The organism is Lentzea flava (genome assembly GCF_014648475.1).
Taxonomy (GTDB): Bacteria; Actinomycetota; Actinomycetes; order Mycobacteriales; family Pseudonocardiaceae; genus Lentzea; species Lentzea flava.
On record NZ_BMRE01000009.1, the window covers coordinates 68,348 to 81,093 of the forward strand.

Annotated in this window: 12 protein-coding genes; all 12 read left to right on the top strand. The window is 68.8% G+C overall.

Going from position 1 to position 12,746, the window contains the following annotated elements:
* Window positions 1-195: 195 nt before the first annotated feature.
* The 12 genes from pyrR (at window position 196) to metK (ending at window position 12,669) form a co-directional block, all read left to right on the top strand.
* Window positions 196-768: a bifunctional pyr operon transcriptional regulator/uracil phosphoribosyltransferase PyrR gene (gene pyrR / locus IEZ09_RS13710; RefSeq protein WP_109640352.1), complete on the top strand. Its 573-nt coding sequence runs from the start codon at window positions 196-198 to the stop codon at window positions 766-768.
* The gene (locus IEZ09_RS13715) at window positions 765-1,697 is read left to right on the top strand and encodes an aspartate carbamoyltransferase catalytic subunit (protein ID WP_189254044.1); all 933 of its coding nucleotides are present in this window, start codon (window positions 765-767) and stop codon (window positions 1,695-1,697) included. The genes pyrR and IEZ09_RS13715 overlap by 4 nt, the downstream gene beginning before the upstream one ends.
* Window positions 1,694-2,974 carry a dihydroorotase gene (locus tag IEZ09_RS13720; RefSeq protein WP_189254045.1) on the top strand — a complete coding sequence of 427 codons (1,281 nt, stop codon included), beginning with the start codon at window positions 1,694-1,696 and terminating at the stop codon, window positions 2,972-2,974. Before IEZ09_RS13715 ends, IEZ09_RS13720 begins: the two co-directional genes overlap by 4 nt.
* Window positions 2,971-3,459, top strand: a complete 489-nt coding sequence (locus IEZ09_RS13725; protein ID WP_189254046.1) for a PH-like domain-containing protein — start codon at window positions 2,971-2,973, stop codon at window positions 3,457-3,459. The genes IEZ09_RS13720 and IEZ09_RS13725 overlap by 4 nt, the downstream gene beginning before the upstream one ends.
* Window positions 3,426-4,568 (top strand): glutamine-hydrolyzing carbamoyl-phosphate synthase small subunit, encoded by a 1,143-nt coding sequence (gene carA / locus IEZ09_RS13730; protein WP_189254047.1) that lies wholly within the window; start codon window positions 3,426-3,428, stop codon window positions 4,566-4,568. The genes IEZ09_RS13725 and carA overlap by 34 nt, the downstream gene beginning before the upstream one ends.
* Window positions 4,568-7,870: a carbamoyl-phosphate synthase large subunit gene (gene carB, locus IEZ09_RS13735; RefSeq protein WP_189254048.1), complete on the top strand. Its 3,303-nt coding sequence runs from the start codon at window positions 4,568-4,570 to the stop codon at window positions 7,868-7,870. The genes carA and carB overlap by 1 nt, the downstream gene beginning before the upstream one ends.
* Window positions 7,867-8,679: an orotidine-5'-phosphate decarboxylase gene (pyrF, locus tag IEZ09_RS13740; RefSeq protein WP_189254049.1), complete on the top strand. Its 813-nt coding sequence runs from the start codon at window positions 7,867-7,869 to the stop codon at window positions 8,677-8,679. Before carB ends, pyrF begins: the two co-directional genes overlap by 4 nt.
* 295 nt (window positions 8,680-8,974) lie before the next feature.
* A complete protein-coding gene (gene mihF, locus IEZ09_RS13745) occupies window positions 8,975-9,292 on the top strand; it encodes an integration host factor, actinobacterial type (RefSeq protein WP_030471603.1) in 318 nt (105 codons plus the stop codon).
* Window positions 9,289-9,885: a guanylate kinase gene (gene gmk, locus IEZ09_RS13750; protein ID WP_189254050.1), complete on the top strand. Its 597-nt coding sequence runs from the start codon at window positions 9,289-9,291 to the stop codon at window positions 9,883-9,885. Before mihF ends, gmk begins: the two co-directional genes overlap by 4 nt.
* 2 nt (window positions 9,886-9,887) lie before the next feature.
* Complete coding sequence (gene rpoZ / locus IEZ09_RS13755) at window positions 9,888-10,166, top strand: DNA-directed RNA polymerase subunit omega (RefSeq protein WP_045313812.1); 279 nt, start codon at window positions 9,888-9,890, stop codon at window positions 10,164-10,166.
* Window positions 10,163-11,416 (top strand): bifunctional phosphopantothenoylcysteine decarboxylase/phosphopantothenate--cysteine ligase CoaBC, encoded by a 1,254-nt coding sequence (gene coaBC, locus IEZ09_RS13760; protein ID WP_229812536.1) that lies wholly within the window; start codon window positions 10,163-10,165, stop codon window positions 11,414-11,416. The genes rpoZ and coaBC overlap by 4 nt, the downstream gene beginning before the upstream one ends.
* Window positions 11,417-11,442: 26 nt before the next feature.
* Window positions 11,443-12,669, top strand: coding sequence for a methionine adenosyltransferase (gene metK, locus IEZ09_RS13765; protein ID WP_189254051.1), 1,227 nt, complete (start codon window positions 11,443-11,445; stop codon window positions 12,667-12,669).
* Window positions 12,670-12,746: the final 77 nt, after the last annotated feature.

Consider the following 12,746-nt stretch of genomic DNA (forward strand, 5'->3'; position numbering starts at 1 on the left):
CGATACGCAGAGTAATGATTACTCGCCGTGGTCGACAGGTCAAGCTGATCTCAGGACGAGACGCGCGCCACGCGTGCGACACCACTCGGACGGCTGACCGTCCGTAGGTGATACGGTGCAGGTCAGCCCGGCTATAACCGGGTGTCCGACGTCCTTTAAGGACCCGTCCAGTGAGGCGGGGAAGGAGGTCCAGCCGTGGCGTCACGTCAACGTGGCGCGACGGATCCGGCCGGGGATCGCGAGATCCTGTCGGCTGGTGATGTCGCGCGCACTGTCGCCCGAATGGCCCATCAGATCATCGAGAAGACCGCTCTCGATGCACCGAGCGCACCCGACGTCGTCTTGATGGGTATTCCCAGCCGGGGTGCCCCTCTCGCGCGCCGTCTGGCCGCTAAGATCGCCGAATTTTCCGGCCGCCAGGTGCTCGAAGGCACCCTGGACATCACGCTCTACCGCGACGACCTGCGCAGAGGCCCCACGAGGCCGCTGGAGACGACGAAGCTGCCCGAGGGCGGCATCGACGACAAGCTCGTCGTGCTCGTGGACGACGTCCTGTTCTCCGGCCGCACCATCCGCGCCGCGCTCGACGCCCTGCGCGACCACGGCCGTCCCCGCGCGGTGCAGCTCGCCGTGCTGGTCGACCGCGGGCACCGGGAACTGCCGATCCGCGCGGACTACGTCGGCAAGAACCTGCCCACGTCCAAGACCGAGGACGTCGTCGTGATGCTGGACGAGTTCGACGGCCGCGACGGAGTGGTGCTGAAGTGAAGCACCTGCTCTCCACCGACGGTCTCGACCGCGACCAGGCCACCGCGATCCTCGACACCGCCGACCGGCTCAAGCAGGCGCTGCTCGGCCGCGAGGTCCGCAAGCTGCCGACGTTGCGCGGCCGCACCGTGATCACGATGTTCTACGAGAACAGCACCCGCACCCGGGTGTCGTTCGAGATCGCGGGCAAGTGGATGTCCGCGGACGTGATCAACGTCAGCAGCTCCGGTTCCAGCGTCAGCAAGGGCGAGTCGCTGCGGGACACCGCGCTCACGCTGCAGGCCGCCGGTGCGGACTGCGTGATCGTGCGGCACCCGGCGTCCGGTGCGGCGCACCGGCTCGCGGGCTGGCTCAGGCACACCAGCACGTCCGTGGTGAACGCGGGCGACGGCATGCACGAGCACCCGACGCAGGCGCTGCTCGACGCCGCCACGTTGCGCGACCGCCTGGGCAGCCTCGACGGCCGCCGCGTCGCGATCGTCGGCGACGTCCTGCACAGCCGGGTCGCCCGCTCGAACGTGCACCTGCTCACCGCGCTCGGTGCCGAGGTCACGCTCGTCGCACCGCCGACCCTCCTGCCCACGGGCGTGGAGAAGTGGCCCGTCACGGTCTCGCACGAGATCGACGCCGAGCTGCCGTCGCAGGACGCCGTGATGATGCTCAGGGTTCAGGCCGAGCGGATGCACGGCGGGTTCTTCCCGAGCTCGCGCGAGTACTCGATCGCCTACGGCCTCAACGAGCGCCGCCTGAAGCTGCTGCCAGAGCACGCCGTCGTGCTGCACCCCGGCCCGATGCTGCGCGGCATGGAGATCGCCTCCGTCGTCGCCGACAGCCCGCAGGCCGCCATCACCGAACAGGTCCGCAACGGTGTCCACGTGCGCATGGCCGTGCTGTACCACCTGCTTGCCCATGAGGAGGAAACCGCGTGAAACCCTTGCTGCTCAAGGGAGTTAGGCCCTACGGCGAGGGGGAACCGCAAGACATCTTGATCCGTGACGGCGTTATCGCCGAAGGTACGGACGAGAATGCGGAGGTCATCGAAGGCAACGGCGCGGTTCTGCTGCCCGGCTTCGTGGACCTGCACACCCACCTGCGTGAGCCGGGTCGTGAGGACACCGAGACCATCGAAACCGGTTCGCGTGCGGCCGCTCTGGGTGGCTACACCGCCGTTTTCGCGATGGCCAACACCGACCCGGTCGCCGACAACGCGGTGATCGTCGAGCACGTCGCCCGCCGCGGCAAGGAGGTCGGCCTCGTCGACGTCCACCCGGTCGGCGCAGTCACCGTCGGCCTCAAGGGCGAGAAGCTCGCCGAGCTCGGCACGATGGCGAACTCCAAGGCCAACGTCCGGGTCTTCTCCGACGACGGTCACTGCGTGCACGACCCGTTGATCATGCGCCGCGCCCTGGAGTACTCGAAGGCCCTGGGCGCCGTCATCGCCCAGCACGCCGAAGAGCCCCGCCTCACCATCGGCGCCCAGGCGCACGAGGGCGAGAACGCGTCCCGGCTCGGCCTGCAGGGCTGGCCGGCGGCCGCCGAGGAGTCGATCGTCGCCCGCGACTGCATCCTCGCGCAGCAGGTCGACGCGAAGCTGCACGTCTGCCACGTCAGCACCACCGGCACGGCCGACGTGCTGAAGTGGGCCAAGGCGCGCGGCACCAAGGTGTCCGCCGAGGTCACCCCGCACCACCTGATCCTGACCGACGACCGGCTGAGCACGTACGACCCGGTCAACAAGGTCAACCCGCCGCTGCGCACGCAGTCCGACGTCGACGCGCTGCGCCAGGCGCTCGCGGACGGCACCATCGACTGCGTCGCCACGGACCACGCCCCGCACGCGATCCAGGACAAGGACTGCGAGTGGTCGGCGGCCAGGCCGGGCATGCTCGGACTGCAGACCGCGCTGAGCATCGTCGTCGAGACGATGGTGAAGACCGGCCTGCTGGACTGGCGCGGCGTCGCGCGGGTGATGAGCGAGAAGCCCGCCGAGATCGCCGGTCTCACCGACCAGGGCCGTCCGATCGCCGTCGGTGAGCCTGCGAACCTCGTGCTGGTCGACCCGGACGCGACGTGGACGGTGAACGGCGCGGAGCTCGCGAGCATCGCGGGCAACACCCCGTTCGAGGGCATGGAGCTGCCCGGCGCGGTGACGGCGACCATCTTGCGTGGCCGGGTCACCTCGCTGGCGGGAAGGATTGCGGAATGACCCGCATCTTGCTCGTCCTGCTGGTTTTCGCGTTCTTCGCGTTGTGCGTGTACGGCATGTGGCACGGCTGGAAGCGACGCCAGGCGAAGCAGGCCGACCTGCCTCCGTTCCCGGCCCGGCCGGAAACCCTGGGCACGCCGAAGCTGGAGACCACGGGCGTCTACATCGGAACGACGAACGCGGGCAACTGGCAGGACCGCATCCAGGTCGGCGACATCGGCCACCGCGCGGAGGCCACGCTGAGCCTCGTGCCGGAAGGCGTCGCGATCGACCGGACCGGTGCCTCGCCGATCTTCATCCCCGCCGAGTCCATCCGGGACGCCCGTACCGACCGCGGGCTCGCCGGGAAGGTCATGTTCAGCGAAGAGGGTTTGCTGGTGGTCCAGTGGGAGAACCAGGGCCACCTGTTCGACACCGGTTTCCGCGGTGACGACAAAGAGGTTTATGAGGAATGGGTACAGGCACTCGTGGGAGGCAAGGCGTGACGAACGCGGCATTGGTGCTGGAAGACGGTCGTGTCTTCCGCGGTGAGGCGTACGGAGCGACCGGCCGCACACTCGGCGAGGTCGTGTTCTCCACGGCCATGACCGGATACCAGGAAACCCTGACCGACCCCTCCTACCACCGCCAGATCGTGGTGCAGACCGCGCCGCAGATCGGCAACACCGGCTGGAACGACGAGGACGACGAGTCGTCGAAGATCTGGGTCGCCGGCTACGTGGTCCGCGACCCCGCGCGCACGCCGTCGAACTGGCGGTCCAAGCGGGGCCTGGACGAGGAGCTCGCGAACCAGGGCGTCGTCGGCATCGCCGGTCTCGACACCCGCACGCTGACCCGCCACATCCGCGAGCAGGGCGCGATGCGCGCCGGTGTGTTCTCCGGTCAGGAGCTCACCGACGAGGCGTCGATGATCGAGCAGGTCAAGGCGTCGGCGCAGATGATCGGCGCGAACCTCGCGGTCGACGTCACCACGGACAAGCCGTACGTGGTCGAGGCGATCGGCGAGAAGAAGTTCACCGTCGCGGCGCTCGACCTGGGCATCAAGTCGAACACGCCGCGGATGATGGCCGCGCGCGGCATCGAGGTGCACGTCCTGCCGCTGACCAGCACGTTCGAGGACATCCTGGCAGTCAGCCCGGACGGGTTGTTCCTCTCCAACGGCCCCGGTGACCCGGCGACGCAGGACCACGCGATCGCGCTGACGAAGGAGGCGCTGGGCCGCAAGCTGCCGCTGTTCGGCATCTGCTTCGGCAACCAGATCCTCGGCCGCGCGGTCGGCCGCGGGACGTACAAGATGCGCTACGGCCACCGCGGCATCAACATCCCCGTGATCGACGTGGCCACCGGCAAGGTCGCCATCACCGCGCAGAACCACGGGTTCGCGCTGGAGGGCACGCCCGGCGAGGAGTTCACCTCCGAGTTCGGCCGCGCCGTGCTGTCGCACTACTGCCCCAACGACGGCACCGTCGAGGGCGTCCGGTTGCTCGACGCCCCGGCGTTCTCCGTGCAGTACCACCCAGAGGCCGCGGCAGGTCCGCACGACGCCGCGCCCCTGTTCGACGAGTTCGTGACGCTGATGAAGGATGCCCGCTGATGCCGAAGAGGACTGATCTCAAGCACGTTCTGGTCATCGGTTCCGGGCCGATCGTCATCGGTCAGGCGTGCGAGTTCGACTACTCCGGCACCCAGGCGTGCCGGGTGCTGCGGGAGGAGGGCATCAGGGTCAGCCTGGTGAACTCCAACCCGGCGACGATCATGACCGACCCCGAGTTCGCCGACGCCACCTACATCGAGCCGATCACGGCCGAGTTCGTGGAGAAGGTCATCGCGCAGGAACGCCCGGACGCCGTGCTGGCGACCCTGGGCGGCCAGACGGCGCTGAACACCGCCATCGCGTTGCACGAGCGCGGGGTGCTGGAGAAGTACGACGTCGAGCTGATCGGCGCGAACGTCGACGCGATCCAGCGCGGCGAGGACCGCCAGATGTTCAAGGACATCGTGCGCAAGATCGGCGCCGAGGTCCCGCGCTCGGCCGTCTGCAAGACGATGGACGAGGTCCGCGAGACGGTCGCCGAGCTCGGCCTGCCGGTCGTCATCCGCCCGTCGTTCACCATGGGCGGCCTGGGTTCCGGCATGGCGCACACGCCCGACGAGCTGGAGCGGCTGGCGTCGATCGGCCTGGAGGAGTCTCCGGTCACCGAGGTGCTCATCGAGGAGAGCGTGCTCGGGTGGAAGGAGTACGAGCTCGAGCTCATGCGCGACCGCAACGACAACGTGGTCGTCATCTGCTCGATCGAGAACATCGACCCGATGGGCGTGCACACCGGCGACTCGGTGACGGTCGCGCCCGCGATGACACTGACCGACCGCGAGTACCAGCACATGCGCGACGTCGGCATCCAGGTCATCCGCGAGGTCGGCGTCGACACCGGTGGCTGCAACATCCAGTTCGCGATCCACCCGCAGAACGGCCGCATGGTCGTCATCGAGATGAACCCGCGCGTGTCGCGGTCCTCGGCGCTGGCGTCCAAGGCGACCGGCTTCCCGATCGCCAAGATCGCCGCGAAGCTCGCCATCGGTTACACGCTCGACGAGATCCGCAACGACATCACGGGGGAGACCCCGGCGTCGTTCGAACCGACGCTCGACTACGTGGTCGTGAAGGCGCCGCGGTTCGCGTTCGAGAAGTTCCCCGGCGCGGACCCGACGCTGACGACCACGATGAAGTCGGTCGGCGAGGCCATGTCGATCGGCCGCAACTTCGTCGAGGCGCTCGGCAAGGCGCTGCGTTCGCTGGAAACGAAATCGGTCGGTTTCTGGACCCAGCCGGACCCCGAGGGCACTACGCTCGAATCCGTCCTGGCACAACTGAATCGCGGTCACGACGGCCGCCTGTACACGGTCGAGCGCGCCCTCCGGCTCGGTGCGTCCATTGAGGACGTTCACAAGGCGTCGGGGATCGACCCGTGGTTCATCGAGCAGATCGCCTGGCTCGGCCAGTTGCGCACGGAGCTTCTCGAGGCTCCGGTGCTCGACGAGTCGTTGCTGCGCAAGGCGAAGCGCGCTGGTCTCTCCGACCGGCAGATCTCCGTGCTGCGGCCGGAGCTCGCCGGTGAGGACGGCGTGCGCGCGCTGCGGCACCGCCTGGGCGTGCGGCCGGTCTACAAGACGGTCGACACCTGCGCGGCGGAGTTCAAGTCGGAGACGCCGTACCACTACTCCGCGTACGAGCTCGACCCGAACGCCGAGTCCGAGGTGGCGGAGCAGCGGGAGAAGCCGAAGGTGCTGATCCTGGGCTCCGGTCCGAACCGCATCGGGCAGGGCATCGAGTTCGACTACTCGTGCGTGCACGCGGCGATGGCGTTGCGCGAGGCCGGGTACGAGACCGTCATGGTCAACTGCAACCCGGAGACCGTGTCGACCGACTACGACACGTCCGACCGCCTGTACTTCGAGCCGCTGACGTTCGAGGACGTGCTGGAGGTCGTGCACTCCGAGCAGCGTTCCGGCGAGGTCGCGGGTGTGATCGTCCAGCTCGGCGGCCAGACGCCGCTGGGCCTGGCGCAGCGCCTGGCCGACGCCGGTGTGCCCGTGGTCGGCACCTCGCCCGAGGCGATCCACCTCGCCGAGGACCGCGGCCAGTTCGGCAAGGTGCTCACCGACGCCGGTCTGCCCGCGCCGAAGTTCGGCACGGCCACGTCGTTCGACGAGGCGAAGGAGATCGCGGACGAGATCGGCTACCCGGTCCTCGTGCGACCGTCCTACGTGCTCGGTGGCCGCGGCATGGAGATCGTCTACGACGAGGAGTCGCTGTCGGGCTACATCGCCCGCGCGACCGAGGTGACGCCAGAGCACCCGGTGCTGGTCGACCGGTTCCTCGACGACGCCATCGAGATCGACGTCGACGCGCTGTGCGACGGCCAGGAGGTCTACATCGGCGGCGTGATGGAGCACATCGAGGAAGCCGGTGTGCACTCCGGCGACTCCTCGTGCGCGCTGCCGCCGATCACGCTGGGCGCCTCCGACATCGAGAACGTCCGCCGCTCCACCGAGGCGATCGCGCGCGGCATCGGCGTGAAGGGCCTGCTGAACGTCCAGTACGCGCTCAAGGACGACGTGCTGTACGTCCTGGAGGCGAACCCGCGTGCGTCGCGCACGGTGCCGTTCGTGTCCAAGGCGACCGCGGTCTCGATGGCCAAGGCCGCCAGCCGGGTCATGCTCGGCGCCACGATCGCGGAGCTGCGCGAGGAGGGCATGCTGCCGGCCACCGGCGACGGCGCCCGGCTGCCCGAGCACGCGCCGGTCGCGGTCAAGGAAGCCGTCATGCAGTTCCACCGCTTCCGCACGCCGGAGGGCCACGGCGTCGACTCGCTGCTGGGCCCGGAGATGAAGTCCACCGGCGAGGTCATGGGCATCGACTCGTCGTTCGGCAAGGCGTTCGCGAAGTCGCAGACGGCCTCCTACGGCTCGCTGCCGACGTCGGGCAAGGTGTTCGTGTCGTTCGCGAACCGCGACAAGCGCGCGATGATCTTCCCGGTGAAGCGCCTGGCGGACCTGGGCTTCCAGATCCTCGCCACGTCCGGCACCGCGGAGGTCCTCAAGCGCAACGGGATCGACTGCACCGAGGTGCGCAAGCACTTCGAGGGCGACGGCAACGTCGTCGACATGATCCTGGCCGGCGAGATCGACATGATCTTCAACACGCCGTACGGCAACAGCGGCCCCCGTGTGGACGGGTACGAGATCCGCACCGCCGCTGTGGCGAAGGACATCCCGTGCGTCACCACGATCCAGGGCGCTGCCGCGGCCGTGCACGGCATCGAGGCGCTCATCCGGGGTGACATCGGGGTGCAGCCGCTGCAGGCGCTCCAGGCGTCGCTGAGGGAGGGCGCGTGATCTTCGGCGAGAGGCTCGCGAAGGCCGTCGAGGCGCACGGACCTCTGTGCGTCGGGATCGACCCGCACCCGTCGCTGCTGGACGCCTGGGGTCTCTCGCGCACCGCGGAGGGCCTCGAACGGTTCGCTCTGACGGCCGTGGAGGCGTTCGGCGGCAAGGTCGCGATGGTGAAGCCCCAGGCGGCGTTCTTCGAGGCCTACGGGTCTCGTGGGCTCGCCGTGCTGGAACGGGTGATCGCCGAGCTGCGCGACTCCGGCACGCTGGTGCTGGTGGACGCCAAGCGCGGCGACATCGGCTCGACCATGGCCGCCTACGCCGAGGCCTACCTCGGCGACGGCTCGCCGCTGGCCGGTGACGCCGTGACGCTGTCGCCGTTCCTCGGCTTCGGCTCGCTGCAGCCCGCGCTGGACACGGCGCGGGCGACCGGCCGCGGGGTGTTCGTGCTGGCGCTCACGTCGAACCCGGAGGGTGCCGAGGTCCAGCGGTCGGTTGCTCCGGACGGGCGAACCGTGGCCCAGACGATCATCGATTTCGCCACCGCTCGGAATTCCGGCATTTCCCCGTGCGGCGATGTTGGACTCGTCGTGGGTGCCACGATCGGGGAAACGGATGTGGACCTCGCGGGGTTCAACGGCCCGATCCTGGCCCCCGGTTTCGGCGCTCAGGGCGGCTCGGTGGCTGATCTAAAACGGCTCTTCGGCCCCGACATGCGCAACGTCTTTCCGACTTCTTCACGAGATGTTCTCAGGCATGGCCCGGACGTATCGTCGCTGGTCAGAGCCGTGCGAAGGGTCCAGGAGAGCCTCTGAGCGCCCGCCGCGCCACAACTTTTGAGTGTGGCGCGCTCACCTGGGCAAACATGTGTTGGTAGGGTCCAGCCCACCGGCTGCCCCGCTGGTCACCGGCCTCATAGCACACCTCGCGTGTGGGACGAGTCGCCGGTGGCGGTGATCAGGCCGTCGGAGGGTGTTGGTACTACTACCACCCGCCGCATCACTCATGGCCGCTGAAGATTTACCTGACTGGGTCACGTTGTCCCCAGGCAATTGCGGTCGGTACGGTCGCGGCACCGATCCGAAAAGAATCCACACCACGGAGGAAATCGTGGCTCTTCCCCAGCTTACCGAGGAGCAGCGAGCCGCAGCGCTGGAGAAGGCTGCTGCCGCTCGTCGCGCTCGGGCTGAGCTCAAGGAGCGCCTCAAGCGCGGCGGCACGACCCTGACGGACGTGCTCAAGGCCGCCGAGAGCGACGAGGTCCTGGGCAAGATGAAGGTGTCCGCGCTGCTCGAGGCCCTGCCGGGCGTCGGCAAGGTGCGCGCGCAGCAGATCATGGAGCGCCTCGAGATCGCTCCGAGCCGCCGCCTGCGCGGTCTGGGTGACCGCCAGCGCAAGGCCCTGCTCTCCGAGTTCAGCGGAGAGTGAGTGACACCGGGACGGGGGCGGGCACTGCCCGCTCCCGTCTCACCGTCCTGTCCGGGCCGTCGGGCGTCGGCAAGTCCAGCGTCCTGGCGGAGCTGCGCAAGCAGCAACCCGATGTGTACTTCTCCGTCTCGGCGACCACCAGGAAGCCGAGGCCGGGCGAGGTCGACGGGGTGCACTACCACTTCGTCGACCGAGAGAAGTTCCAGCAGATGGTCGACGCCGGCGAGTTCCTCGAACACGCCGAGTTCGCAGGCAACTGCTACGGAACTCCCCGCAAACCAGTCGAGGAAGCCCTGGCCTCCGGCCGGCCCGCTCTGCTGGAGATCGAACTGCAGGGAGCGCGGCAGGTCCGCGTGGCCATGCCGGACGCCCAGCTGGTGATGCTGATGCCCCCGTCCTGGGAGCATCTGGTCGACCGGCTGACCGGGCGCGGCACCGAGGACCCGGCGGTGGTCGAGCGCAGGCTCGCCATCGCCCGTGAGGAACTCGCGGCCGAAAAGGAGTTCGACGAGGTCGTCGTGAACGCCGACGTGAAGTCGGCGGCCGCCGACTTGCTATCCTTGATGGTCGGACCACGAATCTCAGGAGTTTGAGAGTGATCACCCACACCGAGCTCGGTCATCTGACCGGTTCTCCGGAGGGCATCACCAACCCGCCGATCGACGACCTGCTTGAGCAGGTGAGCTCGAAGTACGCGTTGGTGATCTACGCAGCTAAGCGTGCCCGCCAGATCAACGACTACTACGCGCAGCTCGGCGAGGGCCTGCTCGAGTACGTCGGCCCGCTCGTCGAGCCGGGCCCGCGTGAGAAGCCCCTCTCGATCGCTCTTCGCGAGATCCACGCGGGTCTCCTCGAGCACACCGAGGGCGAGTGAGTTCCGCGTCCTCTGACGCTGATGCCCCCACCAAGCCCAGGATCATCCTGGGTGTCGGCGGGGGCATCGCTGCGTACAAGGCCTGTGAGGTCCTCCGCCGCCTGACCGAGTCCGGCCACTCCGTGCGGGTCGTCCCGACCGAGGGCGCGCTCAAGTTCGTGGGCGCCGCCACCTTCGAGGCGCTGTCCGGTCAGGTCGTGACGGCCGACCCGTTCGACGACGTGCACGAGGTGCCGCACGTCAAGCTCGGGCAGAACGCCGACCTCGTCGTGGTCGCCCCGGCGACGGCGAACATCATCGCGAAGGCCGCCCACGGCCTCGCGGACGACCTGCTGACGAACACGCTGCTGACCGCGCGCTGTCCGGTGCTGCTGGTCCCGGCCATGCACACCGAGATGTGGGAGCACCCGGCCACCCAGCACAACGTCGGGCTGCTGCGATCCCGCGGTGTCGTCGTCGCGGAACCCGCGAGCGGCCGCCTGACCGGCAAGGACACCGGCAAAGGTCGCCTGCCCGACCCCGCAGAGATCGTCGAACTCGCCCGGTTGTTGCTGGTGCGCCCCGACGCTCTGCAGCGGACACTGGAGGGCGTGCACGTCGCGATTTCGGCCGGCGGTACGCGTGAGCCCCTCGATCCGGTGCGCTTCCTCGGGAACCGCTCGTCCGGCAAGCAGGGCTATGCCCTCGCCAGGGTCGCGGCGCAGCGGGGTGCCAGGGTGACGCTGGTCGCGGGCAACACCGCGGATCTCTCGACTCCCGCTGGAGTCGACCTGATCCGGGTCGGCTCCGCGGTCGAGCTGCGCGACGTGATGCACAAGGTCTCGGCCGACGCGGACGTGGTCGTGATGGCCGCCGCGGTGGCCGACTTCCGGCCCGTGACGCCGGCCGGACACAAGATCAAGAAGACGTCCGCCGACCCCGACCCGATCACGCTGACGAAGAACCCCGACATCCTCGCGGAGCTCGTTTCCGCACGTCGGGAGGGTCAGGTGATCGTCGGGTTCGCCGCGGAGACGGGCGATGAGACGACGTCGGTGCTCGACTACGGGCGGGCGAAGCTCAAGCGCAAGGGCTGCGACCTCCTCGTGGTGAACGCGGTCGGCGACGGCAAGGCGTTCGAGCAGGAGGACAACGCCGGCTGGCTGCTGTCCGCCGACGGCGCCGAGACCCCTATCCCACATGGTTCGAAAGCGCAACTGGCGTCCGTCGTGTGGGACGCGGTTACCGCCCGTTCGACTGATTCTCAATAAGCTCTACCTAAGCTTTCACCGACGTCATGTCCAGCGAACAAGGAGTGTCCGTGAGCCAGCACAGCAGCAGGCTGTTCACCAGTGAGTCGGTGACCGAGGGACACCCCGACAAGATCTGCGACGCGATCAGCGACTCGATCCTCGACGCGCTGCTGGCGAAGGACCCGCGCTCCCGCGTCGCGGTGGAGACGTTGGTCACCACAGGGCAGGTCCACGTCGCGGGTGAGGTCACCACGGAGGCCTACGCCGACATCCCCACGATCGTCCGCGAGAAGATCCTGGAGATCGGCTACGACTCGTCCCAGAAGGGCTTCGACGGCAACTCGTGCGGCGTGAACGTCGCCATCGGGTCCCAGTCGCCGGACATCGCCCAGGGTGTCGACGTCGCGTTCGAGAACCGCGTCGAGGGTGCCGCCGACGAGATCGACAAGCAGGGTGCGGGCGACCAGGGCCTGATGTTCGGGTACGCGTGCACCGACACGCCCGAGCTCATGCCGCTGCCGATCGCGCTCGCGCACCGGCTCTCGCGCCGCCTGACCGCGGTCCGCAAGGACGGCACCGTTCCGTACCTGCGTCCGGACGGCAAGACCCAGGTCACCATCGAGTACGCGGGCGACCAGCCCGTCCGCCTCGACACGGTCGTCGTCTCCACGCAGCACGCCGACGGCATCGACCTCGAGAAGCTCCTCGGCGTCGACATCCGCCAGCACGTCGTCCAGCCCGAGATCGACGAGCTGGGCCTCGACACGTCCAACGTGCGGCTGCTGACCAACCCGACCGGCCGCTTCGTCATCGGTGGCCCGATGGGCGACGCGGGCCTGACCGGCCGCAAGATCATCGTCGACACCTACGGCGGCATGGCCCGCCACGGTGGTGGCGCGTTCTCCGGCAAGGACCCGTCGAAGGTCGACCGCTCCGCCGCGTACGCGATGCGCTGGGTCGCCAAGAACACCGTCGCGGCGGGCCTCGCCACCCGCGTCGAGGTCCAGGTCGCCTACGCGATCGGCAAGGCCGCCCCGGTCGGTCTGTTCGTCGAGACGTTCGGCACCGAGACGGTCGACCCGCAGAAGATCCAGCAGGCGATCACCGAGGTCTTCGACCTCCGCCCGGCCGCGATCATCCGCGACCTCGACCTGCTCCGCCCGATCTACGCCCCGACCGCCGCGTACGGCCACTTCGGCCGCACCGACGTCCAGCTGCCCTGGGAGTCGACCGACCGCGCCGACGACCTGCGCTCCGCCGCCGGCGCCTGATCAGGTCCGCTCGAACGGCCCGCTTCCCTTCGGGGAGGCGGGCCGTTTCGCGTATTTCCCGCTGTCTCCCGGTCTCC